Source organism: Nannocystis pusilla, from assembly GCF_026626665.1.
Taxonomy (GTDB): domain Bacteria; phylum Myxococcota_A; class Polyangia; order Nannocystales; family Nannocystaceae; genus Nannocystis; species Nannocystis pusilla.
Window position 1 is genome coordinate 4758085 of the sequence record NZ_JAPNKE010000002.1, and the last position, 23911, is coordinate 4781995.

Below are 23911 nucleotides of genomic sequence, written 5' to 3' on the forward strand. Positions count from 1 at the left end.
GCGGCGAAATCACCGTGGCTCGCGCGCTTGAAAGGCGCGTCGTCGCCGGGCGATAGTCGTGATCGGCTCGACTTCTTCGCGCGGTGAAAATTATGGCACGCAAAGCTCCTCTCGTATGGATGACCTCGATCGGCCTCGTCGTGGGCTGTGGTGACGACGGCACGCAAACCTCGCAGACCGGCGTCGCCTCGCAGACGACGATGTCGACCCAGCCGACGACGCTGGACACGCTCGGCACCTCCGAAGGCAGCGAGTCTGCCACCGGCACCCCGCCGACCACCACCGAGGGCACCATGGGCATGACGAGCGACAGCTCGGGCGTGCCGACGTCGACCACCGACAGCACCTCGACCGGCATGGTCACGGCGACGATGAGCACCACCGAGACCGCGACCGACACGCTGACCACCGAGCCGCCCGAGACGACGACCTCGACCAGCACCGACACCGCCTCGAGCACCACCGACGAGACGACCTCGAGCACCTCGACCACCGACACCACCACGACCACCACCACGGACCCGGGCACCACCACCGAGGACATCCCCTGCAACGAGATGCAGGTCGTCCTCACCCCGGTCGTGCCGAACGTCATGCTGGTGCTCGACAAGTCGGGCTCGATGCTGTCGCTGTGGGACCACGACGCCAACCCGAACACGCCGACGGTGAGCCGCTGGTTCAGCCTCTACGCCGTGGTCGACCAGGTGCTCACCGCCTTCAACGGCAACTTCAACTTCGGCATGAACCTGTTCCCCAACAAGCAGGCCGTCGACACCTACGTCGTCGGCGCCTGCCCGGTGAACGCCAACGTCGAGGTCCCGGTCGCCCCCTTCAACAAGAACCCGATCCTCAACGCCCTGCCGGCGCAGAACAACAACACCATCAAGGGCGGCACCCCGGCCCAGGCCGGCGTGCTGGCGGCGCTCAACCACCTCAAGTCGCTCGACCCGATGATCCCGCGGGCGATCATGCTCATCACCGACGGCGCGGCCAACTGCACCACCGGCAAGGCGCCCCCGCCGTTGTTTGAAGACTACGATCAGTCGCTGCACACCCTGGTCGGCAACGCCTTCACGCAGGACGGCATCCCGACCTACGTCATCGGCATCGCCATCGCCAACGCCGTCTCGCCGGTGCAGATGGACGGCAGCCCCGACAACATCAACCCGTACCAGAAGCTCAACGAGCTGGCGACCTCGGGCGGCACCGCCAAGCCCGGCCCCGAGAAGTTCTACAGCGCCGACAACCAGGTCGAGCTGCAGGCCGCGCTCAACGCCATCGTCAGCGACGCCCAGAGCTGCGTGATCGCGCTCAACGACCAGCCCGGCTTCCCGCAGTTCACGAAGGTCAAGATCGGCGACGTCGAGGTGCCGAAGATCACCGACTGCGCCAACGAGAACGGCTGGAAGTACGTCGAGCCCGCGCCGCCGTACACCGCCATCGAGCTGTGCGGCACCGCCTGCAACTCGCTCAAGCAGACCGGCGAGGCCGGCGTCGAGTACTACTGCAAGCCCGGCTGACGCGCCGCCCGTCGGGCCGGGCAGCCGAGCCCGGTGCCGTCATTCGCGCGGGCAATCGTCGATTGCGGATTGCCGCCACCGGCACGAGCCCGCCGGCCTCCCGGCCGCGGGCTTCGCCGTGCGCGGCGCTTCGCAGGTCGCCCCGCGCGGGCGCGATTGATGCCTAGCCGCGACCCTGGTAGGGTGGCTGGAATGCATAAACTCCGCCCCGACTTCGTGGCGCTGGCGTCGTGTGCCGTGTTGCTCGCGGCTTGCGGCGACGATCAGCCGTCTTCGTCCTTCGATCCGACCTCGCAAGTCACGACCGCGAACAACCCCACCACCAACCAGGTCTCGTCGACCAGCGGGCCGCAGGACACCGAGCCGACGACCACGACGACGCCGACCGAGCCCGGCACCAGCTCGGTCGCCACCGAGACGGGCACCACCGACACCACCGGCACGCCCGAGACCGCCACGGACCCGGGCACCACCACCGTCGACACCACCGGCCCCGACCCGAGCACCACCTCGACCACCGACCCCGGCACCTCGACGACGATGGCGATGCCGTGCGAGGAGGCGAACTGTCCCATGGGACAGTTCTGCGATCCCAACGGCAACGGCTGCGTCCCCGGCTGCAACGACGACACCGACTGCAACGCCCCGACCAAGTGCGACGTCGGCAGCAACACCTGCAAGGGCTGCCTCGGCGACGGCGACTGTCCGCTCGGCACCGTGTGCGACGCCGGCGAGTGCATGCCCGGCTGCAACGACATGCAGCCGTGTCAGGACGGCCTGGCCTGCTGCAGCAACAGCTGCGTCGACCTGCTGGTCGACACCGCCAACTGTCAGGCCTGCGGCAACGCCTGCCCGGTGCCGCCCAACGGCAACGCCTCGTGCGTCATGGCCCAGTGCGGCCTCGCGTCCTGCAAGGCGCCGTGGAACGACTGCGACAAGGACCCGGGCAACGGCTGCGAGAACCAGGGCCCGTGCCAGTGCGACCCGGGCACGCAGACCGCCTGTTACACCGGCCAGGACGGCACCCAGGGCGTCGGCATCTGCAAGGAGGGCCTGCAGACCTGCAACCCGCAGGGCACCGGCTACGGCCCGTGCATGGGCGAGGTGACGCCCAACCCGACCGAGATCTGCAGCAACGGCCTCGACGACAACTGCAACAGCCAGGTCGACGAGGACGCCGACGCCGACGGCGACGGCTACACCGTGTGCGGCGGCGACTGCTGCGACGAGGTCGGGCCCAACTGCCTCAACCCGGCGCTCGTCAACCCCGGCGCGTTCGAGGTCGGCGGCAACATGGTCGACGACGACTGCGACGGCACCAAGGACAACCCGGTCGCCTCGTGCGACGCCAACCTGACCAGCAACTCGTCGAACGCCCTCGACTACGCCAAGGCGATCGACCTGTGTCAGACCACCACCGAGAACCCGCCGCAGAACCAGAAGAAGTGGGGCGTGATCTCCGGCACCCTCACCCGCGCCGACGGCGTCGGCGCGATCGACTCGCAGGCCAAGTCGATCCGCCCCGGCTTCGGCAACAACGTCCTGCCGCAGCAGAACGCGCGCCTGGCGGTCCTGTCGACCGGCAACGCCGCCGACCAGAACGACGTGAATCCGCCGTACGCCGACTTCCAGCCCGGCAAGATCAACGGCGCCAACAGCAACGCCCCGGCCGACTGGCTGGCCGCCAACGGCGGTCAGTTCCCCAACGCGCCCGGCTGCCCCGGCGCCCAGAGCAACGGCGCCAACGACAGCGCGATGCTGAAGCTGCGGATCCGGGTGCCGACCAACGCCAAGTCGTTCAACGTGCAGATGTACTTCTACTCGGCCGAGTGGCCCGAGTACGTGTGCACGGCCTTCAACGACCTGTTCGTCAGCCTCGTCAACTCGACCGCCGCCGGCAACCCGAACGACAAGAACATCGCCATCTACAACGCGCCGAACAACCAGAAATTCCCGGTCGGCGTCAACATCGCCAAGGCGGCGCCCGGCCTGTTCACGCAGTGTCAGAACGGCCAGGTCGGCTGCTACGGCACCCCGTTCAACTACAACAACTGCACCGGCACGCAGGGCATCGCCGGCACCGGCTTCCAGGCCGACGCGGGCTTCGACTACTGCCAGGAGGGCAACTACCACACCGGCGGCGCGACCGGCTGGCTCAAGATGTCGGGCAACGTCAAGGGCGGCGAGGTCATGGAGATCCGCTTCGCCATCTGGGACACCGCCGACGGTCAGTGGGACTCGCTGGTCCTCCTCGACGACTGGGTCTGGTCGGTCCAGGCCTCGCAGCCGGGCGTCCAGCCCAACTGAGCCGGCCCGGCTCGACAGCCCCGGCGATCGGGCGTACGTTCCGCTCGCCGTGCCCGTCCTGTCACGTGTCACGATCCTGGGCGCCGGCCGCGTCGGCGGCGCCCTCGCCGCGCGCAGCCCGATCCCCGTCGCCCTCGTCACCCGCGAGGCCGGCTGGGAGGCGCTGGACGGCCCCGTCGGCGAGCCCGTCGTCGTCGCCGTCGACAACGCCGGCCTCGACGCCGCGCTCGCCCGCGTCCCGGCCGCGCGCCGGCCCGACCTGGTGTTCGTGCAGAACGGGGTCCTCGAGCCCTGGCTGTTCGCACATGGCCTTCAAGACAGCACCCGCGCCCTGCTCTACTTCGCCGTGCCGCGCCGCGGCGCCGCGATCGAGCCCGGCGGCACCAGCGTGCTGACCGGCCCGCACGCCGAGTCGCTGGCGACCTGGCTGCGCGCGATGGACCTGCCGGCCGAGGTCGTCGCCCGCGACGCCTTCGCCGCCGCCATGCTCGAGAAGCTGATCTGGAACTGCGCGTTCGGCCTCCTGTGCCAGCGGTTCGACTGCACCGTCGGCGAGGTCCTCGATCGCCAGGGCGAGCTCCTCGATGCCCTGGTCCACGAGTTCCTGGCCGTCGGCCGCGCCGCCCTCGGCGTCGACGTCGACGCCGCCCCGCTGCTGCAGCGCCTGCGCGCCTACTCGCGCGCGATCGCCAGCTACCGCGGCGCCGTCAAGGACTGGTCGTGGCGCAACGGCTGGTTCGTCGCCGCCGCGGCCGCGCACCAGGTCCCGACGCCGACCCACATCACCCTGCTGCGCGAGGCCGGCGCGCTGCCGGCGACGACCTGACCCGAAGGATAAGCGCTCGCGCCGGACAAGGCTCGGGTCGCCACCCGACCGCGGCGACCGCGGCGCGAGGTCGGCGCGCGCGCGGACTCGACCTGACCCGAGAGACAGGCCCGCCCCGCGCCCCGCCGGGCGGGGTCGTCGCCGCGACTCGACCTGACCCGAGCGACAGACGAGCGCCAGCGCCCAGGACACCGACCGCGCGCTCGAACATGTCTCCAAGGACATGTCCTTCCGACCACCACGCAAGTTTTCTCGTCGGTCCGCGAGGACATGTCCCCCGGGACATTTGATTTCGCCGCCGCCCCGCGCTCAGCGGAACAGCCCCGAGCGCGGCGAGCTCAGCGCGCGCTCGAATTCCGCCAGGACGGCGTCCAGGCGGCCTCGCAGGCGCGAACCGGGGATCGCCGAGCCCGCGCGGGCGGCCGCGATCTCGCGCACCGCCTGCAACGAGGCGCCGCACGCCTCGAGCACCGCGCGGACCTCCGGGCCGGCGCGGTCGACCTCGCCGGCGAGCTCCCAGGCCCGCTGCAGCGCCTCGTCGAAGCGCAGGGCGTCGAGCTGGCCGCGGATCGTCGCCGCCTCGCGCACCAGCAGCGCGCCCGCGGGCGGGAGGTGGTCGAGGCGGCGCTCGGCCGGGGGCAACGCCTTCACCACCGGCACTGCGCCGAGGATCCGCCCCAGCGCCGGCGAGGTGAGCCCGCCGCACAAGAACCACAGGCCGGAGAGGATCAACGGGCCGGCGTCGGCCGTGTCGCCCTCGATCCTGGGGAGCTCCAGCGCGTGCAGCACCAGCGACGGCAACGCGCTGACGATCGACCACAACGAGGCGACCGCGAACGTGCGCAGCGGCTCGCGTCCGTCGTCATCCATGCCCTCGCTTCAACGCCGGCGGACGCTCGCCGTTCTGCTCCGGCGGCGCGGCTCGACGCCGTCTGCATGCGCGCGCGTCGGAGCATCGACGACATCGGCTTCGCGTCGCGTCATCGTCGACCGCCCTCGCCCCTCGCGCCCACGGTGGCTCCGCTCGCTGCCGCGTCGACCTCGGCGCCGGCGGCGCTGCGCCCGGCTCAACCTCCGAGGTCGATCGTCAGGGCGTGGCGCACCGGCGCGCCCGCGAATCGCAGCGACCCGACCGCCTCGCGGATGCAGCGGTCGAGCGGATGGTCGTCGTCGACCGACAGGTGCTGGACCTCGAGCAGCCGCGTCGGCCCGCCGACCTCGAGCGCCAGCACCAGCCGCCGCGGCGCCCCCGGGCAGGCGCGCAGGCGCGGCGCCAGGGCCTCGACCGCGGCGACCACCCGGGCCCGGGTCGGCTCCGGCGCGGGGGCCTCGCTGCGCGGCGCCTCGGCCGGCGGGGCGGGCTTCGCCGGCGCCGGCGGGCTGCGGCTCGCGGGCGCCTCCGAATCTGTCCGCAAGGACATGGCGAAAAAGCCAGCCACTGCGACCGCCGAGAGCGCCAGCGCCGACGCCCAGCCCAGCGCGCGCGCGCGGCCGCCGGGCTGCCTCGGGGGACATGTCCTTCCAGACAGCCGCGTCCGCGCCCACCGGCGCCGCCGCGCGCGGGCGCGAGCCGGTCGTGGCCGGCGGAGCCGTCCGCTCGCCGCGATCGCTGTGGAGGCTGCGCAGCGCGTCGTGCTCGGCCCGCAGCAGCTCGAGCAGCGCGGTCATCGACGCGACCCGCAGCGCGGGGTCCTGGGCGAGGATGTCCTGGAAGTCGGCCGCGAGGAACGTGTCCTCGAGCTGCGGCGCGGCGCGGACCACGTGCTCGCGCAGGCGGGCCGCGCCCTCGCCGGGCTCGGCGGCCAGCAGCTCGCGGATCACCGCGTTGGGCATCTGCGCCCCGGTGATCAGCATGAACAGCACCGCGCCGAGCGAGTAGACGTCGCTGCGCTCCGACTTGGCGCCGCCGCGGGACAGCTCGGGCGCGGCGAAGCCGGGGTGGCCGAACGCGCGGCCGTCGTCGCCGCGGTGGCGCGGCGCGGGCGCGTAGCGCTGGTCGGTGCGGGCGTAGAACGCGTCGAGGAAGCGGCACTCGCTGAGGTCGATGATGCGCGCCCGCGGCGGCAGGCTGCGCTCGAGCATCAGGTTGGTGAAGCTGAGGTCGCCGTGGAGGATCCCGCGGGCGTGCGCGTCCTGCAGCGCCTCGGCCAGCTCGATCACCAGCTCGACCGCGGCCAGCGGCTCCATCGGCCCGCGCTGGATCGTGCGCGCCAGCGGCTCGCCGTCGATCAGCTCCTCGACCAGGTACCACGAGCCGTCGTCGTTGTAGTCGCACTCGTAGATCCGCGGGAACGCGCGGTGGGTCAGCTTGTCGAGCGCCATCGCCTCGCGGCACAGGTCGGCGAGCACCGGCGTGCGGGCCAGAGTGCGCGGCAAGATCTTGACCGCGACGTCGCGCCCGAGGACGTGGTGATGCGCGCCACGTCTGCCCGCACTTGCCCTGCCCGAGCAGCGTGCGCAGCTCGAGCCGACGCGCGAACAGCCGCGGCGGCGCCGAGGCGCTGCAGCTGACGTCGCCGGCGTCGCTGCACGTCGGCTGCCCCAGCGGCGCCGGCGCGAGGTCGGGCGCCGGCGGCCACACCTGCGGCTCGGGCCGCAGCACCGGCTGCGTCGCCGCCAGCTTGTACGGCCACACCTCCACGCCCGCGGCCAGCCAGGCGGCGCGCAGCTCGTCGGCGCGGAGCTGCGGGTGACCGGCGACGTCGGCCGCCAGCTCGAGCACGCGCCGCAGCGGCTCGGGCACCGGCTCGGCCAGGTCGTCGTGGTCCATCAGCGCCGCCAAGGTGCGCCCGAGCTGGGCCAGGTCGGCGCGCGGCGAGCGGTCGTCGGGCGCGTCGTCGTCGGTGCGCGGCGCCGTGAGCAGGCGGGCCACGCCCGCGTCGCTCCAGCGGATGTTGCGGGCGGTGATCGCCCCGTGGCACAGGCCGTGCTCGTGCAGGCACATCAGCGCCTCGGCGATCTGCAGCCCGAGCTGCCACGACGTGTCGATCGCCAGCGGCCCCTCGGTCCACCGCTGCGCCAGCGACACCCCGCCCTCGTCCTCGCGGACGAAGTACGGGTGGCCGTCGCCGCCGACCCCGTGATCGACGACCGCGGCGATGTACGCGTGGCGCAGCGCCGACAGCAGCTTCGCCTCGCGGCCGAACCGCTCCGCCGCCGCCGCCGGCAGCGCGTGCTGCAGCGCCACCACCTGCACTCGCATCCGCTCGCGCTCGTCGTGCGCCACGTACACGTTGCGCCCCGGCTCCTCGTCGATCGGCCCGACCGGGCGGAACCGCGGCGACTCGGGCGAGACGGGCATCTCCCGGGAGCGTGCCTCGTCAGCCACGCGAACGCAATTGCCGGCGCGCGTCACCCGCGACGCGGCGCCTCGCGCTGGGCCCGGTTGTGGTATGGATACGGGGCGATGAATCCTTGCCTGTGCATCGTCCTCGCTGCCGGCATCGCGGTGGGTCCGGTCGCCGCGGCGCCGCCGTCGACGTTCGGGCAGCTCGAGCGGCGCATGCAGGAGCTCGTCGAGCAGGAGCGGTTCGAGGAGCTCGCGCGTGCCGGCGAGACGGCGTTCGCTCGCGCCGACCTGGAGCCGTGGCAGCGCCGCGAGCTCGCCTTCTACGCGCTGCGCGGCTACCACCGCGTGTTCGCCGTCACGGGTCAGGCCGCCGGGTTGTGTCGGGCCCGCAACCTGCTGCGCCGCGTCGAGCGCGAGGTCGGCTTCGGCGACGCGGAGGCCGTCGCCTCGCGCCTGCGCGACGTCACCGAGTCCGGGCTGGCGAAGCAGAGGCCGAAGGACCCCTGCAGCAAGCCGCGGGCGGCCGCCCATGTACCTACACCGACCCCGGCCGAGCTGTTGCCGGTGGTGCAGCGCCAGCGGCCCGTCGCGCCGCCGCCGGCCGACGATTCGCAGCCGGCGCTGCTCGACGTCTCGCGCCATCGCCCCGCGCCGTCGGCCGCCTCGCCGGCCGCGGCCGAGCCGGCCCCCGCGGCCCCGCCGGCGACCGACCCCGCGGCAGAGGTCCGCTCGCGCAACCGGGTCATCGCCGGCAGCCTGCTGCTGGTCCTCGGCGTCGGCGCAGGCGTCGGCGCAGGCGCGGCGCTGTGGCGGCGCAGCGAGGCCAACGGCGAGATCATCGAGATCGACCGGCGCGTCAACGCCGAGCTGCGACTGTTCACGATGGAGGAGCTCGACCGGATCGCACACCTCGCCGACGTCTATCGCACCCTCACCCCCGTGGCCGGCATCACCGGGGCGGCCGCCGGCGTCGCCGCGGTCGCCGGCGTCGTCTTGCTGGCGACGCGGCACCGCGGACGCACCATCGCCCGCGTCTCGGCCACCCCGTGGTCGGCGATGCTGACCGTCTCGGGCCGCTTCTGAGCGACCCTCGGCCCCCCGCAGCCGCGGCGCCGCGCCGCGAGCTTCATGGGTGCAGACAAAGGCCAATGCGATCGGTGGGCGCGGCGCTCGCGAACGCGGACAATGGCATGAGTCGGCCCACTTCGCGCTCGTGACATTGGCAGCACGACGTCGCAGGCGCAAAGGACATGTCCCTTCGGACACCTAGTGCGCCACCCGCGCAAATCCACCCCACGGCCGCTCGGCCGCGCGCGCTCGTGACCCCCGCGTGTCCCCAGGATCCCCCGTCCGAGCATTTCCGCGCCGCGCGAAATCATGACATGAGCGCCGGCGCGCGCGCCCGCGATGTCGAGACCGCGGCCTGCCACGAATTTGCCGGTCCGCTCGCCCGCGCGGGGCCGACATTGACAAGCCGCGGTCAATCGCCAGACCGCGCCAAATGGCGACGAACACGGGTCTGCCGGACAATGAGCGGTCGACGAACGCGTGTGCGGCCTCGAAGTCACGCACGTGTCGGCCCGCGAACTCGCCGGGCTCGGCTACCCTCTTGAGCGCGGACCCGGAGATGAAGCGGCGAGCCTCCCCAGCCTCCCGGCCATCGTCGTGCTCGGCGTCGCGGCCTGTACGGCGCCCAGCGTCGGCGGCATCACCTACGACCAGCCGCCGGACACCGCGACTGCCGGGACCACCGGCGCCAGCGACGGGGCCCCGTCGACCACCGGCGACCCGGCGCCGACCACCGGCACCACCGGCGAGGCGCCGAGCACCGGCACCACGAGCAGCGGCCCCACGAGCGAGCCCGGCAGCACCACCGCCGACGACCCGCTCGCGCCGCCGGCGATCGTCGAGGGCGCGCTCGACATGGACGTCCTGGTGAAGCACGAGCCGCTCGACGTCACCATCGAGACCGCCCACGCCGAGGGGGTGCGCATGCAGGTCGACGGCGGGACGCCGATCGAGCTCGACCCCGAGGGGGGCGACACCTTCACCGGCCAGATCGTGATCTACACCGCGCTGGACAACGGCCCGCACCTCGCCACCTTCGTCGCCTGGCGCGGGGACCTCGAGAGCGAGCTGTTCGAGCTGCCGTTCACCGTGGCCCTGCCGCCGCCGGGCAGCGAGCTGTTCTGGGAGGGCAACGACGAGATCGGCAAGGGCACCGTCGTCGCCCTCGCAGTCACGCCGGCGCGCGAGCTCATCGAGCTCGGCACTTACTATCCCCAGGGACAGGCGCGCTGCTACCTGCGCCGGCGCGGCCTCGACGGCCTCTGGGTCGAGGGCGACCTGTTCGAGGTCAAGGCCGGCCTGCCGTGCAGCGCCATCGACCTCGCGGTCGACGACGACGGCGCGCTGCACGTCCTCGTCGACAAGCTCGAGAACGGCGAGCTCCGCTGGTGGCTCGGCAAGTACGACGCCTGGGCCGGCGCACCCACCCAGGTCGGCGTCGGCGTCGTCGGCGACGTCGCCCGCGCCCTCGCCCTCGCCGACGACCGCGACGCGGTCTGCGGCACCAAGCCCGACGACGACCTCGTCCGCGGCACGGTGTGGTCATTCGCGCCCGGCCAATCCGGCAAGGTGCTGTCCTATGATTATTTGCCGGAGAACGAGTTCCCCGACCCCATCGGCTTCAGCGAGCTCCCCAACGATTGCGCCTTCGTCGGCGAGCACCTGCTCGTGACCGGCGAGGTCAAGGGCCAGCACGACCAGGACAGCGTCACACGAGCGCGGCACTTCCTGCTCGACATCGACGGCGCCGGGCAAAATCCCGAGTGGACCCTCGTCCCGCAGGACGGCAGCACCCAGAGCGGCGGCCGCGTCCTGGCGATCGACGCCGGCGGGCGCGCGATGACAGGCGGCTATCATTGCGGCGACCAGTGCGAGCCGGTCGGCGAGCTGCTGCTGTTCAGCGCCAACGGCGACCTGGCCTGGCGCCGCTCGCTGGACCCGCTGCTGGCCGCCCCGCGGGCGCTGGCGTGGCACCCTGCGGGCTACGTCGTCTTCGCGGCCGCCCGCGACGGCGCGCAGGACTCGACCTCGTTCTTCGCCCAGGCGTGGTTCCCGCTGAAGGCCCAGTCGGTCTGGTCGTACGATCACCAGGACGGCCTGGCGATCCACACCCCCACGTCGCTGGCGATCGGGCCCTACGGCCAGATCTACGCCGGCGGCATGACCGCGGGCGGCTACCCTGCCGTCGCCCTGATCGCCCCGTAGCGACGGCTACTGCGGGATGAAGGCCGAGCAGGCCTCGCTGATGCGATCGGTCGCCACGTCGAACGCAGGCCGGTAGTCCGGCTCCTCATTGTCCGCGATGTACCAGTACGGGAAGTAATACTTGACCAGATCGCACACCGTGTCCCACGGGTTGCACTCCGGCTCCTGAATGCTGAACATCACCACCGAGCTGTCGTCGCCGTGCTTGGCGCTCTTGATCGCGTCGGCCCACAGCTTCGGCTTGCCCTCGGAGTCGGTGTCGGCCGTGTTGGAGATGAACGTGATCATCAACAGCGCGTCGTCGCGGATGAACCCCTCGTTGCAGCCGCCGGGTTCGTTCAGCGCCGGGGACATCGCGGCGGTCACCGCCTCGCCGAGCTCGTCGTCGCCGTTGAGCCCGATCTGGGCCATGCAGGCGAACGTCCCGACCGGGTCGGGCTGTTCGCGGGTGATGTAGCGACGCCCGCCGACGAGCCCGCAGTCCTGGTTCGACGCGCCCTTGCCGGCCGGGATGACGGTCCCCGCGCCCAGCGTCGTGTCGCAGGCGGTGAGGTCGGCGAGCGCCTCGCACGGGTAGTCCGGGACGGAGCAGCCCTCGGGGCTGCAATCCGCGTTGCACAGCGGGTGACCCCACGTCGCGTCGGGGTCGATCACCATGATGTGATAGTCGAAGTCGGAGAACTTGCTCTCGATCGTCTCCATGAAGTACGGGAACGCCTCGATGAGCCGCGCCTGCAGGTTCTCCATGTACGAGAGGCGCGAGATGACGAACAGGAAGTCGATCTTCCCCTTGCACCCGACCGGGTGCAGGTCGCCGAGGTCGGGCGCCCCGAGATCTTGCAGCGGCGCGGTCGTGCTCGTGCTCGCGTCGCCGGTGGTGGAGGTCGAGCTGTCCTCGGGGACAGGCCCGGTCGAGGTCGACGTCGACGCGGTCACGGTCGACGGCTCGGGCGCCTCGCCGGTCGACGCCGGGGCGGTGACCGCCGGCGGAATGGCGAAGGACGAGGCGGCCGGATCGGGGCCCTCGCACGCCCCCGCGAGCGCCGCGGCGACGAGGCCCAGGCCGGCGCCGCGGCCATTGCCGCGAGGACGCCAGACCCGCCGCGGCCGGTCTGCCGCGGGCGAATCGATGGACATGTCCTCGGGGACATCCGCCGCAGCCCCGCTCGCGGATGGCGCGCCGGACCGGCAGGCGCGCGAACGCGCGGTGAGGTGTAGGCCCTCGCAGGCCGGCGACGCGGCCACGACTGCACTCATTCCCCGCACGTCCCCAGCTTACCCCGACCGGGCGCAACCGCGCTGCGCGGAAGCGTGAGGTTCACGGCTGCACATCGGCGCAGGTTCGCGCGCAACCTGGCCTTTCCGCCATGTCCCGAGTCGATCCGTGACAGCGTTCTCGCCGCTCAACCGCGCAATTCCGGCGGCAAGCCGCGGCGACGCAGCGCCGCGGCCGTGCGGGCGATGGTCGTCAATTCGGTCCACGGTCGCTCGGCGGCGGTCGGATCGCCTCCGACCCATTCGCACGGCGGGTCACGGTAAGGGTTTGTCGGCAGGACTCGCATCTCGCGAGCGCTGGCCTCGAGCGCGGCCTTGAGGCGAGACAGGGCCGCCGCGTCGGGGCTGAACAGCTGCGCTGCCGCCTGTACCGTGAGCCAGGTGCGAATGACCAGAGCGGCGACCGCCGCGATGGCGGCCATCCACACGAACCCCGGGGCCGGGGCCATGAACACCACCGCCGCCAGCCCTGCCCAGACCATCCAGGCCCACGCCGGCAGGCCGAGCGACGCCGCCAGGCTGCCCGGTCGCGCGTGTTCCAGCTCGGGCCGGGTGCCGAGCGCCAGCTGGTCGACCAGGGCCCGCCGCCGCAGGTCGCGCTGGATCTGCCGCGCCAGCTGCTCGGCCTCCGTGAGCGCCACGAGGGCCGCTCGCGCGCCGGAGGGGTCCCGGGTCACGCTCGCAAGGTACGGCACAATCGTCGACTGTCCTTCTCCATGGGGGTCGACAGGCGGGCAGAGGGCGCTTCACGCGTCCTGCGCACCTTTCGAGCCACCCGCCCTGACTCTGGGCTCTTTCTCTTGTGAATGGCCGGGCCGGCGGGTGTTCGACCGGTGTCTGCATGGTGGGACTCCCGGGCGGACGCTGGCCCGCCTTCGCCTGCGCAGCTGGCGGATCCCTAGACACCCGGCGGCGATATGATAGTTTCGACGGGTTATGAAGCTTTGCGATGCCTGTCACCGTCACGTGCGCCCGACCGAGGGGGCCTGCCCATTCTGCGGCCGTTCGCTGCGCACCACCGCCGCCGCCCGGCTCGGCGCGGTCGTCCTGCTCGGCGCGCTCGAGGCCGCGTGCAGCAGCCGGCCGGTCGAGGACGAGACCGACAGCGACACGGCGACGCCGAACGTCAGCACGAGCGAGGGCGACACCTCGACCAGCACGACCACGACCACCACCACGACCACGACCACCTCCGCCACGCTCTCGACCACCTCGACGAGCGAGACGACGACCCCGGGGACGAGCAGCAGCGGCGAGCTGTCGACCACCGCCGACATCGACACGACCGACACCGGCTGCAGCTTCTACGGCGGCTGCCCGGCCGACTTCGCCAACCCGTTCGAGTGCGACCCCTTCGTGCAGGACTGTCCCGAAGGCCAGAAGTGCAGCCCGCAGAAGAGCGACGGCCAGTCGTTCGACGCCACCGCGTGCGTCCCGGTCGCGCGCGAGCCGGACCTGCCCGGCGAGCCGTGCACCCTCGAGGGCACGCTCGGCAGCGGCATCGACTCGTGCGCCGTCGGCAGCACGTGCTGGGAGATCGACGAGCAGACGCTCGCCGGCACCTGCTTCGCGCTGTGCGGCGGCACGCCGGACGCCCCCGTGTGCGCGGCGGACACCACCTGCGTCAGCTTCAGCGACGCCCTCAACCTGTGCGTGCCGACCTGCGACCCGCTGGCGCCCGCCTGCAAGACCGGCGACGTGTGCGTCCCCAACCCCTCGGCCCCCGACGGCCAGTTCGCCTGCGTCATCGACGTGTCGCAGGACGGCGGCGCCGAGTTCGAGCCGTGCGAGTTCCTCAACGCCTGCGACCTCGGGCTCGCGTGCCTCGACTCGACGTCCGCCACCGAGTGCGACCCCATGGCCTTCGGCTGCTGCGTGGCCTACTGCGACCTCGCCGCGCCGACGTGCACCGGCGCCGGCGCCGAGTGCCTGCCATGGTTCGACGAGGGCCAGGCCCCGTCCGGCCTCGAGGACGTCGGCGTGTGCGCGCTGCCGCCGTGATTCGTCGACATGTCCCGAGAGACAGCCGCGCGTACGCCGGCCGCCGCCCGCTCCCGTGACATGCCCCGCAGGCCCGCTCGGCGCGCCCTCGCGCCGCCGTGATCTCGTGACCTGCCCCGCAGGTCATGCGCCGCGCGCCGCGATTCGTGCATGTCCCGAAGGTCGGGTCGACACCCACTCGCTGCCGCCGCAACTTCATGACCTGTCGGGAGGTCATGACGGCACGCGCTCGCGACCGCCGCGCCTTCAACACGTCCCAAGGGCCATGTCGACCGCGATCGCCGCTGCGCTTTCATGACATGTCTCGAGGGCCATATCGCCCGCGCTCGCGACCGCCGCGTTTATGACATGTCCCGAGAGACATGTCACCAACCATCGCCGCTCCGTTTTCATGACATGTCCCGAAGGCCATGTCTCCCGTGCTCGCCCCTGCGCATCCATGACATGTCCCGAGGGACATGTCGTCCGCGCTGCTGCGCTGTCATGACATGTCCCGAAGCTCATGTCGACGCGACGCCCGGGCTTCCCTGCCCCCGAGGACCGCTCACCTCACCGGCGTGCCCGGCCCGAACGGCTCCACCTCGCGACCGACGCGCGGGTCGTCGACCGCCACCGGCCCCTGCGCCGCGAGCACGGGGTCGAGGGACTCGCGGACCACCCGGTAGAGCCCGTGATCGAACGGCACCCCGGGGGCGGGCGCGACCGGCTCGATGCGCTCGCGCAGCCCGGCCCGCGCCAGCTCGAGCGCGCGGTGATGGCAGTAGGGATTGTTGCCCGGGCGGCCCAGCAGCGGCTCGCTGGTGGCCGAGCAGCCGGCCATGCACACGTCGTTGTAATAACAATCGCGGCAGTAGCCCCACAGGTCGTCGACGGTGCGGACGCGCGTGAATTGCAGCTCGGGCGCGTGCTCCCAGATCTCCCGCAGCGGCCGCTCGCGCACGTTGCCGGCCACGTTGGCCGGGCCGCCGAGGCTGGGGCAGCCCTTGATCGTGCCGTCGGCCTCGATCCCCAGCGCGTGGCGGCCGGCGATGCAGCCCTTGTAGTGCCCGCCCGCCTTCTGCCGCCCGCGCAGCTCGGCCTCGAGCGGCCCGAAGTAGCCGAGGTTGTTGGCCGGGAACAGCCGCAGCCCGTGCGGCGCGCCGCGGGCGATCAGGCGCTCGATCACCGCGAACACCTCGAGCAGCATGAATGGTTGCAGCAGGATCTCCGGGTGGTCGGCCGCGTTGCCGAACGGCGCCGTGATCTGCAGCTGCCAGCCGCCGATCTTCTCGGCGACGAGCCGCTCCTGCAGCGCCTCGAGCGTCGGCAGCGTGAGGCGGTTGATCTGCGTGTTGACGGCCCGTCCGACCCCCGCCGCGCGCAGGCGGGCCAGCGCCGCGAACGCGCGGTCGAAGCTGCCGTGGACGCCGCGGAGGGCGTCGTGCGCCGCGGCGGTCCCGTCGATCGACACGCTGACGCTGCGGATCCCCGCCTCCGCCAGCGCGGCCACCCGCGCCTCGCTCAGGTTGAGCCCGCCGGTGGTCATGGTGCAGTCCATGCCGGCGCTGCGGATCGCCCGGGCGATCAGGATGAAGTCGTCGCGCAGATACGCCTCGCCGCCGATCAGCGTGATCTCGCCGATCCCGAGCGCCCGCAGATCGGTGACGAGCGCCAGCGCCTCCGCGGTCGTCAGCTCGCCGTGGCGCGCCGCGCCGGCCCGCGAACCACAATGGATGCACTTCTGATCGCACTTCAGCGTCAGCTCCCACACCGCGTAGCGCGGCCTGGGCACCTCGCCGGCGACGCGGGTGAGCGCGCGGCGATCGTCGGGCCGCGGCAGCGAGGCCACCACCGGCAAGCGGCGGCGATTGTCCCGCAGGCTCATTGCCGCAGCGTATCACGGCGCGGCGGCCGGCCGTCGGGATCGGGCGGGCCGCCGTCGTCGTTGTGCTCGGGCCGCTGCTCGCGCTTGGCGACGACCACGTGCTGGGTCGACGGCGCCAGCATCTGCTGCAATTCCGTCAGGGCGTTGCCCGCCCCCGAGCCCGAGGGCTTGCGGACCCGATAATAGATGTACCCGCCGCGCTCGAGCGCCAGCAGCAGGCGGTCGAGCGCGAACAGACCGGCGAGCACTGCGAGCACGGTGAGCGGCCACGGCACGGAGGACAGTCTATCGCGCGTCCGGTCTGGACCTGACGCCGACGTGGAGCCGACCGGTCAGCGCAGCGAATGCGCCGACCGCCATCGCGGGCTCGGGCCCCCGCGCGTCACTTGCCCTGCGCGTCCGAGACGTACTTGGCGGCCGACTTGCCGACGTTGCGGCCGGCCATCTCCATGCGCTGGTGATCGGAGGGGGTGGTGAGGCTGGCGCCGACCATCGACTTGGTGTCGATCACGTCGGTGACCTTGCCGTCCTTCTGGAACGAGAAGCGGGCCTGGAGCTTCGACGGCACGCTGTACACCGGCGTGTAGATGCCGGTCGTCACGTGGATGTAGGAGACCACGAGGTCGGGCGCGGCGTCGGCAGCGGCGGGCGCGGCGTCGATCCCCCGATCGCGCATACCCTCGAGGATCGCCGCGTCGGTCTCCTGCTTGATCTTGGCGAAGTCGGCCCGCTCCTCGGCTGTCTTTTCGGCCAGGTACTCGGCCTCGCTGGCCTTGTCGAGCACGGTGACCTTCGACCAGTCGAAACCGACCGTCACGCTCGTCACGCCCTTGAGGGCCGACGGCGGCCCCGACTGCTGGACCACCGCGTACGGCTTGCAGGCGGTGGCAGCGAGCGGAGCAGCGGCGAGGGCGAACGCGAGGGCGAGGCGGCGGAGATGGCGGAGCTTCGTCATGGGCGCGGAGGATATCCCGCCCGGGGCGGCGATGGCGCCCCTCGCCTCTCTGGCGCGCCTTACGCACATGATCGAGCCTCGGATGCGCGACCACGACAAACCTTGTCGCGACGACGCTGCCGGGCAGTGACCGGACGAGGTCCGCGACCGAGCTAGCAATTGCCTCGTGACTGCTCCCTCCTCCAGATGCTCCACCCCTTCGACCATGGAGCGGCCCTCGCGCATTACGAGCAGTCGATCGCGCGGATCGAAGCCCGCTTCGGCGCCTCTCACCCGTCGCTGGCAGGGCTCCACAGCAGCGCCGCTGGAGAGCTGTGCCAGCTCGGCCGCTACGCCGCCGCGATCAACCGCGCCGAGCAAGCGATCGCCCTGTCGAACCTCGCCGGCAATTTCGGCGAGATCTTCGACGAGGCCCACCGCGTCCTGGCGCGCGCCCGCGCCCGCGTGTTCCCCTGAGCCGGCAGCAGCCGCGTCGCAGCAGACTCGCGAAGCACCTCGCTGAATCCATGCGGCGCTCCGCAAGAGCGCCCGGATCGCGCCCAAGAATCCCGAGCAGCGCCTGCGCGGTGCATGCGCACGGAATCGAGCGTCGAAACACTCGCGTCCTCGACGCGACTGCGGTCCCGCGACGTCGCGGCCTCGTGACGCCGGGCCGTCGCGCGAGCACGTGGCGATCGCGTTCGCGCGCGCCGACTCGCGCCGCGCGATCGCGCCGCGCGGAGACATGCATTGTCGCGGGCCCTGCGGCTTGGGTAGCGTGCGTGCGATGCAGCCCTCGACCTCCAATGCGCCGCGCCTCCGCTTCCTCGTCGCCGGACCGTTGTCGCCGCGGCCCAGCGGGCGGCGCGGGCGGATCTTGCTGGCCGACCTGGCCGAGCGGCTGACGCAGTCGTCGCTCGCGCTCGACGTGGACGTCGGCCCGGCGCTGGGCGCCGCCGGCGAGCTCAAGATCAAGGCCAAGTTCTCCCGCTTCCGCGACTTCTCGGCCGCCGAGGTCGTGCAGCAGAGCCTCGGCGAGCTGCACCGCCTGCGCGAGCGGCTGAACGCCCCCAGCGCTCGGCCGCGCAGCGACGAGCTGCTGACGACCGTCGCCCGGATCGCCGGCCGCGGGCCGCTGCACGCCGAGCTCGCGGCCTGCTTCGCCCCGCCGCCCGAGAAGCCCGCCCAGGCCGGCGGCGGCGACCTCGTCGAGGAGCTCCTGGCCCGCGGCTCGGCCCCGCCGAAGAGCGCCGCCAGCTCGGCGATCGACGCGGTCGTCCGCGGCGCCGTCCAGAGCACCCCGGCCGGCGGCGCCGCCGAGCCGTCGCGGGCCGCCCACGCCGCCCTCTCGGCCGCCCTCGCGCGAGCCGCCACCGCGGTGCTCGCCGACCCGACCCTGCGCGCCGCGGAGCTGCGCTGGCGCGCCCTGCGGCTGTTCTTGGGGCAATGTCCCCGCGACCAGGATCTCGACGTCGAGCTGCTCGACGTCGACGCGGCCCGCCTGCCCGCGGCGCTCGGCGAGCTCGGCGAGCTCGACCCGCTCGCCCGCCCCGACGCGATCTTCCTGCTCGACCCGCTCACCAGCCTGGCCGACGCCGCCGCCCTCGCCGAGGTCGCGGCCGACCTGCACGCCCCCGTGTGCGCCGAGCTGGCCCCCGCGGCCCTCGGGCGCGCCGACACTGCCGCGATCGCGGCCCAGGACCTCGGCGACGAGTTCGCGGCCCTGCGCGACGATCCGGCCAGCCGCTGGCTCGCGCTCGCCGTGAACGGCCCGGTGCTGGCCGCCGAGACCACCCCGGCCGGCGAGCGCGTGGTCGCCGGCGGCGCCGCGTTGGCCGTCGCCGCCCTCCTGGCCACCAGCCTGCGCCTCGGCGGCACCTTCGCGCAGCTCGGCCGCGACGCCGACCTGCGCGCGCCGGCGACCCGGACCTTCAAACATGGCCAGGAGGACATCCCGATCGGCACCGCCGCGCCGTGCTCCGCCGACGACCAGCTCGCGCTGGCGCGCCAGGGCCTCGTCGCCCTCGCCAGCCCGCAGCAGAGCGATCTCCTGACCCTCGCGGGCACGCCGACCGTCCACCGCAGCGAGGAGACCACCACCCTCGCCGGTCAGCTGCTCGTCGGTCGCACCGTCCGCTTCGCGCTGTGGGTGCGCGGGCGCGTGCCGGCCGGCGCCAGCCCCGAGCAGGCCGCCGACGCCGTGACCCACGCCGCCGCGCTGATGCTGCTGCCCGGCACGCCGCTGCGCCCCGCTTCGGCGCGGCCATCGTCCAGGGCGAGGCGGGCCCGGCGCTCAAGATCGGCGCCTCCTTCCCGGCCGCGCTGACCGGCGCCCCGGTCGCGCTGTCGTTCGCGCTGCCGCTGTCGTAGCCTCCGGGCCGCGGTCCGCCCGCTGTCCCTCCGGACATGACTGAAGGGGCATGCCCTCGCGGACATGCCCCTTCGCACATGCCCCTTCGCGCGCGCGAAGGAGCGGCCGCCTCAGTCGGTGCCGAGCATGCGGAGGATCGACTTCATCTTCGGCGCCACGTGGTTCTCGTACTCGAGCACGGCCTCGACGAGGATCGAGTACTGGTCCATCACCAGCGCCTGGCCGGCGTCGCACAGCTGCTCGCGGCGCCAGGCCTCGGTGTGGACCGTCTCGGTGATCGAGCCGTCGACGAGGTGGCCGCAGGCGGCCATCAGGTTCTCGGCGACGATGCGGTGGTCGCCGGCGACGTGGCTGGGGTCGAAGATGATGGGCAGGATCGTCTGCTTGCGCGCGTGGGTGCAGGCGTTGAGGTCGGGCTGGTTGCGGCAGTAGCCGCCCTTCGTGTACAGCGTCTTCATCCCGCGCTCGCACAGGACGATGTCGAGGTTGCCCTGGTTGGCGATGTACTCGGCCGAGTAGAACCACTCCTCGGCCTCGTTGCCGAACCCGCGCTTGAGGATGACCGGCTTGCCGAAGCGGCCGACGGACTCGAGCAGGTCGAAGTTCTGGGCGTTGCGGGTGCCGATCTGCAGCATGTCGGCGTGCGCGCCGATCTGCTCGACCAGGTTGTGGTCCATCACCTCGGTGACGTACGGCAGGCCGGTCTCCTCGCGGGCCGCGTCCATGATGGCGATGCCCTTCATGCCGAGGCCGCGCCAGTCGGTCGGCCGCGTGCGCGGCTTGAACGCGCCGCCGCGCAGCATCACGCGGTCGAGGATGCCGAACTTCTCGCCGACCTCGCGGGCCATCCGCGCGGTCGCCAGCGTCTGCTCGAGCGTCTGCGGCGAGTCGGGGCCGCACACGAAGATGTGCTTGCCGTTGCCGCCGCCGAACCGGCGCGCCTTGCCGTCGAGGCCCTTGACCTCGACCACCCGCCGCTCGCGGTGCAGCGCCTTGCCCTCGTTGCCGCGGACGACCCGGGCGATGTTCTTGTAGCCGCCGGTCGGCTGCCACGCCGCGCGCACCCCGGGCAGGCCGAGGATGTAGCTCTCGCGGCTGGCGAACTCGCGGCTGTCGCCGATGATGTGGACGGTGTCGTAGACCCCGGTGCCCTCGCTCAGTTCGACACGATTGCCGAAGCGCACCGCGAGGTCGCGGATCTGATCGAGGGTTGCCTGTCTGCCGCGTTCGAGCTCGATGATCATGGGCCCACAAAGCGTCGCTCCATCGCCGTCGCAGCGCAAGCTCGCCGGTCGCGCCGGGCATGCGTCCGCGCGCGCCCCCGCCACTCGCAGCTCGCCGGGCCGCGACGGCGGCCTCTCGCGCGACGCCCGGCAGCGCCCGCCCGCGCCGACGTTCTCGCACCCCTGCGGTGTCGTACCCATTTCGTAGCACCACCCCCCGCACCCGGGCGCAGTCGACGCTCGGCGAACTCCGCCGCGGCAGACGTCGCGCGGTGGCGGTGGACACCACGCGCGAACGCTGCGCCGGCGGCGGGCCGATCGCGCGGCCGGACACGGCTCGCGGCTCGTCCCGCTCCCGCGAGGCCGGGGGCCTCAGCTACCGCAGCCGGTGTCGGCCCACAAGCCGCAGTGGACGACGACGACGCCGTCGTCGGCCAACTCGACCTTCTCGAACAGCTCCATGTAGCAGCGGCTCGACGCGCACGACATCATGGTGGCGCCGTCGCACTCGAGCGGGGCCGCGAAGCAGTCCGCGCATTCCTGCGGGATCGCCTTGCACTGAGTGTCTGCGCATTCCGGCTGTTCGGCGGGCTGCCAATAGCAGTACTCGCCCTCCGCGCACGATCCGCACGGGTTGGCGCCGCCCGACTCGATCCCACCGGTGGTGGTGGTGGTGGTCGTCGTCGTGTCCGTGCTCGTGTCGGTGGTCGTGGTCGTCGTCGCCGGCCCGGTCAGCGAGGACGAGCTCGTGCCGGTGGTGGTCGTGGTGCTCGTGACGCCCTCGGTGGCGTCGGTCGTCGTACCGGTCGGGGCGCTCGTGGACGGGTCGGTGTCGGTGTCCTGGGGCTTGGATGAACAGGCGGCGAGCGCGAACACGGCCAGGGCGCTGCAGGTCAAGTATCGAAGGCTATGCATGCCCACGGCATTAGCATGGCCGGCTCGCGCGGTCCGCGAAATCGATCGTCCGTGACACGGACCGCGTCTGCGCCGATGTCGACGTCGGCGCTGCCCGATTGCACGATGCGGTCGCCGACCCTCGCGCGGACCTCGTGCCCGTCTCGCCGGACAGGCCCGCGCGCGTGGGTGAACAGACGCGAGCGCGCGCGTCGTCCCGCGCTGCGCGGTCGCCCGATTTTCTGCAACCTGCGAGCTTGTAAGCGGTATACGTCCGACCGTCAGGAGCGAGAATCGATGATCGACGTAGTCATGCCGCAATGGGCGAAAGCATCGACGAGGCCACCGTGTCGCAGTGGTTCGTGCGTGAAGGGCAATACGTGACCCGGGATCAGGTCTTGCTGGAGGTCGAGACGTCCAAGGCCGACACCGAGATCCCCTCGCCGACGAATGGTGTCGTCACTTCCATCGTCGCCCCGCCAGGGACGGTGGTCCCCAAGCAAGGCTTGCTCTGCCGCATCGACGAGACCGCCACGGGCTGACGGCGCCCGTACCCCCGCCCCGAAGTCGCCGCGCTTCAGGCCCGTGGAACCAGCGAAGTGACCCCAGGGCCCCCCGCGAGGGGCACCTGGGGTCAGCCGGAGGCGGCCCGCGGTGCAAGGCCGCCGGACGCTCTGCCTCTCGCGCGCGGGCTCCCGGACCGTGGCAGCGCCCGGAGCCCGCACGAAGCGGCAGCAGTCGGACCTACTGCGGGATGCCGCAGAAGCCGACGTTCTCGAACCCCGGAGGCGCCATGCCCGCCTCGTACCAGGCGAGGCACTCGGCGTTCTGCCCGGTGCAGACGCCCGCCTCGGTCACGTCGCAGAAGGCGATGCAGCAGCCGATCGCCATCGTGTCGCACTCGAGAGCGACCTCCGGGTTGGCGCACGTGAAGCCCTTGTCGCACGCGTTGATGTACTCGCACGCGTCGTACTCCTGGCCCTCTTCGCCCGACGCGTCGAGGACGCACAGGAACGCGTCCGGGTTCTGCGGGTTCGGGATGCACAGGTCGTCGCCGGGGCAGTCCTGCAGCAGCGGGTCGCAGAACGGCAGGCACAGCGTCAGCACGCCGTCGTTGGAGATCAGGCACGAGGTCATCGGCGCGGCGCAGTCGGGCGCGTCGGGCGAGCCGATGCACAGGGCCACGCACACGCCGACGCCGTCGACGACGTCCCAGCACATGTTGCCCTCGTCGCAGTTGTCGATGCCGCTGACGCCGCTGCCCTCGACCGTGCACGGGTCACCGACCTGGCCGGCGTTCTCCATCACCGGCGTACACTTCAGCGACTCCCACGCGTTGTCGCCGTCGCCCGAGTACGGCATGCACTTCTGTCCTTCGGGACAGTCCTGCGTCCACTGATCGCACTCCTTGGTGCCGCCGCCGCCGTCGGGCGGCGTGATGAACGACCCGTCGGTGGTGCTGCTGTCTCCGCTGGTGCCGGTGGTGGTCGGCTCGGGCGGCGCCGTGGTCGACGTCGTCGACGTCGTCTGGTCAGGACCACCCGTCGACGTCTCGCCCTCCGTCCCGCTGGAGGTCGTATCGTTGTTGGTGGTGTTGGGGTTCGGATTGGTGGCACCCGTCGCCTTGCCGCCGTCGTCGCCGCACGCCGACAAAAGCGCGCTGACGAGCGCACACGAGATCAATCTATTTGGCATCAAACGCATCTCTTCCCCTCCGGGAGGGGCGCCATCGAGCATGCCCCGTCCATCCCCCGAGGATGCCATAACCGCCAAAGCCGCTGCAACAGTCGAGTGGTCTTTCTCTCATCTTTGCACCCTCTGCCCGTGAAACTTCCGCCCCTTCGACGTGGAACGCCGTAGCGAGCCCTGCAGGACCCGATTCGCGGCCTCGCCAGCGCCCGCGGGCGAAGTTGACGGTGTTCGGTCTGCGCCGGTCGATCGACCCCGAACCCAGGTCGACCCGTCGCCACGGCCCAAGTCCGCGAATGACGAGACCCGCAATCCGCGAGAACGCGGATCCACCGCGGCCGCTCGCGCACCCGGGCACACAGGCGGATGAGCAAAGCCAGGTTGAGCAGGCGAGGCTCGCCGCGGGCGCTGCGACCTCGGACCACGCAGCCGCGCCGAAGGCGAC

19 protein-coding genes and 2 pseudogenes are annotated in these 23911 nt (G+C 72.3%); 10 read left to right on the forward strand and 11 right to left on the reverse strand.

Going from position 1 to position 23911, the window contains the following annotated elements; genetic code table 11:
- The first annotated feature begins 119 nt into the window (after window positions 1–119).
- From OV079_RS20925 to OV079_RS20935, 3 genes are all read left to right on the forward strand, one after another.
- Window positions 120–1520, forward strand: coding sequence for a vWA domain-containing protein (locus OV079_RS20925; RefSeq protein WP_267770626.1), 1401 nt, complete (start codon window positions 120–122; stop codon window positions 1518–1520).
- 192 nt (window positions 1521–1712) lie between these two features.
- Window positions 1713–3827 (forward strand): choice-of-anchor L domain-containing protein, encoded by a 2115-nt coding sequence (locus OV079_RS20930; RefSeq protein ID WP_267770627.1) that lies wholly within the window; start codon window positions 1713–1715, stop codon window positions 3825–3827.
- A 49-nt stretch (window positions 3828–3876) separates the two neighbouring features.
- Entirely contained in the window at window positions 3877–4653 is a 777-nt protein-coding gene (locus tag OV079_RS20935; RefSeq protein ID WP_267770628.1) for a ketopantoate reductase family protein, read from the forward strand.
- Between the two features lie 309 nt (window positions 4654–4962).
- Here OV079_RS20935 and OV079_RS20940 read toward each other — a convergent pair whose 3' ends face one another.
- Both OV079_RS20940 and OV079_RS20945 read right to left on the reverse strand, forming a co-directional pair.
- A complete protein-coding gene (locus tag OV079_RS20940) occupies window positions 4963–5523 on the reverse strand; it encodes a hypothetical protein (protein ID WP_267770629.1) in 561 nt (186 codons plus the stop codon).
- A gap of 9 nt (window positions 5524–5532) precedes the next feature.
- Window positions 5533–7056, reverse strand: a pseudogene (locus OV079_RS20945) (serine/threonine-protein kinase); the annotation flags it as partial.
- 50 nt (window positions 7057–7106) lie between these two features.
- Here OV079_RS20945 and OV079_RS20950 point away from each other — a divergent pair.
- Entirely contained in the window at window positions 7107–7346 is a 240-nt protein-coding gene (locus tag OV079_RS20950; RefSeq protein WP_267770630.1) for a hypothetical protein, read from the forward strand.
- A gap of 251 nt (window positions 7347–7597) precedes the next feature.
- Here the strand turns inward: OV079_RS20950 and OV079_RS58275 are convergent.
- Window positions 7598–7954 (reverse strand): annotated as a pseudogene (locus tag OV079_RS58275) (hypothetical protein); the annotation flags it as partial.
- A gap of 105 nt (window positions 7955–8059) precedes the next feature.
- On the opposite strand from OV079_RS58275, the gene OV079_RS20960 reads away from it, so the two are divergent.
- Window positions 8060–9025: a hypothetical protein gene (locus tag OV079_RS20960; protein ID WP_267770632.1), complete on the forward strand. Its 966-nt coding sequence runs from the start codon at window positions 8060–8062 to the stop codon at window positions 9023–9025.
- Between the two features lie 489 nt (window positions 9026–9514).
- Window positions 9515–11215, forward strand: coding sequence for a hypothetical protein (locus tag OV079_RS20965; RefSeq protein WP_267770633.1), 1701 nt, complete (start codon window positions 9515–9517; stop codon window positions 11213–11215).
- Window positions 11216–11221: 6 nt separating this feature from the next.
- On the opposite strand, the gene OV079_RS20970 is transcribed toward OV079_RS20965, so the two are convergent.
- Both OV079_RS20970 and OV079_RS20975 read right to left on the reverse strand, forming a co-directional pair.
- The gene (locus tag OV079_RS20970) at window positions 11222–12352 is read right to left on the reverse strand and encodes a hypothetical protein (RefSeq protein WP_267770634.1); all 1131 of its coding nucleotides are present in this window, start codon (window positions 12350–12352) and stop codon (window positions 11222–11224) included.
- A gap of 266 nt (window positions 12353–12618) precedes the next feature.
- Window positions 12619–13167, reverse strand: coding sequence for a hypothetical protein (locus OV079_RS20975; protein ID WP_267770635.1), 549 nt, complete (start codon window positions 13165–13167; stop codon window positions 12619–12621).
- Between the two features lie 259 nt (window positions 13168–13426).
- Between OV079_RS20975 and OV079_RS20980 the strand changes: the two genes are divergently transcribed.
- A complete protein-coding gene (locus tag OV079_RS20980) occupies window positions 13427–14491 on the forward strand; it encodes a hypothetical protein (RefSeq protein WP_267770636.1) in 1065 nt (354 codons plus the stop codon).
- Window positions 14492–15035: 544 nt separating this feature from the next.
- On the opposite strand, the gene OV079_RS20985 is transcribed toward OV079_RS20980, so the two are convergent.
- The 3 genes from OV079_RS20985 to OV079_RS20995 all read right to left on the reverse strand — a co-directional run bounded on the left by OV079_RS20985 (window position 15036) and on the right by OV079_RS20995 (window position 17310).
- Entirely contained in the window at window positions 15036–16355 is a 1320-nt protein-coding gene (locus tag OV079_RS20985) for a radical SAM/SPASM domain-containing protein (RefSeq protein ID WP_267770637.1), read from the reverse strand.
- Window positions 16352–16630, reverse strand: coding sequence for a hypothetical protein (locus tag OV079_RS20990; RefSeq protein ID WP_267770638.1), 279 nt, complete (start codon window positions 16628–16630; stop codon window positions 16352–16354). Before OV079_RS20990 ends, OV079_RS20985 begins: the two co-directional genes overlap by 4 nt.
- A 107-nt stretch (window positions 16631–16737) precedes the next feature.
- Complete coding sequence (locus OV079_RS20995) at window positions 16738–17310, reverse strand: hypothetical protein (protein ID WP_267770639.1); 573 nt, start codon at window positions 17308–17310, stop codon at window positions 16738–16740.
- Between the two features lie 186 nt (window positions 17311–17496).
- Here OV079_RS20995 and OV079_RS21000 point away from each other — a divergent pair, with 186 nt between their 5' ends.
- Together OV079_RS21000 and OV079_RS21005 are read left to right on the forward strand one after the other, a co-directional pair.
- Window positions 17497–17766 carry a tetratricopeptide repeat protein gene (locus OV079_RS21000; RefSeq protein ID WP_267770640.1) on the forward strand — a complete coding sequence of 90 codons (270 nt, stop codon included), beginning with the start codon at window positions 17497–17499 and terminating at the stop codon, window positions 17764–17766.
- A 310-nt stretch (window positions 17767–18076) separates the two neighbouring features.
- Window positions 18077–19615, forward strand: coding sequence for a hypothetical protein (locus OV079_RS21005; protein ID WP_267770641.1), 1539 nt, complete (start codon window positions 18077–18079; stop codon window positions 19613–19615).
- 155 nt (window positions 19616–19770) lie between these two features.
- Here OV079_RS21005 and OV079_RS21010 read toward each other — a convergent pair whose 3' ends face one another.
- Together OV079_RS21010 and OV079_RS21015 are read right to left on the reverse strand one after the other, a co-directional pair.
- The gene (locus tag OV079_RS21010; protein ID WP_267770642.1) at window positions 19771–20904 is read right to left on the reverse strand and encodes a hypothetical protein; all 1134 of its coding nucleotides are present in this window, start codon (window positions 20902–20904) and stop codon (window positions 19771–19773) included.
- A gap of 351 nt (window positions 20905–21255) precedes the next feature.
- A complete protein-coding gene (locus tag OV079_RS21015; RefSeq protein WP_267770643.1) occupies window positions 21256–21798 on the reverse strand; it encodes a hypothetical protein in 543 nt (180 codons plus the stop codon).
- Between the two features lie 299 nt (window positions 21799–22097).
- On the opposite strand from OV079_RS21015, the gene OV079_RS21020 reads away from it, so the two are divergent.
- On the forward strand, window positions 22098–22319 hold the full coding sequence (locus OV079_RS21020; protein ID WP_267770644.1) for a biotin/lipoyl-containing protein: 222 nt from the start codon (window positions 22098–22100) through the stop codon (window positions 22317–22319).
- A gap of 202 nt (window positions 22320–22521) precedes the next feature.
- Here OV079_RS21020 and OV079_RS21025 read toward each other — a convergent pair whose 3' ends face one another.
- Window positions 22522–23481, reverse strand: coding sequence for a ribulose phosphate epimerase (locus OV079_RS21025; RefSeq protein ID WP_267770645.1), 960 nt, complete (start codon window positions 23479–23481; stop codon window positions 22522–22524).
- Window positions 23482–23911: the final 430 nt, after the last annotated feature.

Coding starts and splice junctions, on each gene's coding strand:
- OV079_RS20940 (WP_267770629.1), bottom strand. CDS start 5,523: ATGGATGACGACGGACGCGAGCCGCTGCGCACGTTCGCGGTCGCCTCG.
- OV079_RS21010 (WP_267770642.1), bottom strand. CDS start 20,904: ATGATCATCGAGCTCGAACGCGGCAGACAGGCAACCCTCGATCAGATC.
- OV079_RS20980 (WP_267770636.1), top strand. CDS start 13,427: ATGAAGCTTTGCGATGCCTGTCACCGTCACGTGCGCCCGACCGAGGGG.
- OV079_RS21005 (WP_267770641.1), top strand. CDS start 18,077: ATGCAGCCCTCGACCTCCAATGCGCCGCGCCTCCGCTTCCTCGTCGCC.
- OV079_RS20960 (WP_267770632.1), top strand. CDS start 8,060: ATGAATCCTTGCCTGTGCATCGTCCTCGCTGCCGGCATCGCGGTGGGT.
- OV079_RS21020 (WP_267770644.1), top strand. CDS start 22,098: ATGGGCGAAAGCATCGACGAGGCCACCGTGTCGCAGTGGTTCGTGCGT.
- OV079_RS20995 (WP_267770639.1), bottom strand. CDS start 17,310: ATGACGAAGCTCCGCCATCTCCGCCGCCTCGCCCTCGCGTTCGCCCTC.
- OV079_RS21015 (WP_267770643.1), bottom strand. CDS start 21,798: ATGCATAGCCTTCGATACTTGACCTGCAGCGCCCTGGCCGTGTTCGCG.
- OV079_RS20985 (WP_267770637.1), bottom strand. CDS start 16,355: ATGAGCCTGCGGGACAATCGCCGCCGCTTGCCGGTGGTGGCCTCGCTG.
- OV079_RS21000 (WP_267770640.1), top strand. CDS start 17,497: ATGCTCCACCCCTTCGACCATGGAGCGGCCCTCGCGCATTACGAGCAG.
- OV079_RS21025 (WP_267770645.1), bottom strand. CDS start 23,481: ATGCGTTTGATGCCAAATAGATTGATCTCGTGTGCGCTCGTCAGCGCG.
- OV079_RS20930 (WP_267770627.1), top strand. CDS start 1,713: ATGCATAAACTCCGCCCCGACTTCGTGGCGCTGGCGTCGTGTGCCGTG.
- OV079_RS20925 (WP_267770626.1), top strand. CDS start 120: ATGACCTCGATCGGCCTCGTCGTGGGCTGTGGTGACGACGGCACGCAA.
- OV079_RS20970 (WP_267770634.1), bottom strand. CDS start 12,352: ATGTCCATCGATTCGCCCGCGGCAGACCGGCCGCGGCGGGTCTGGCGT.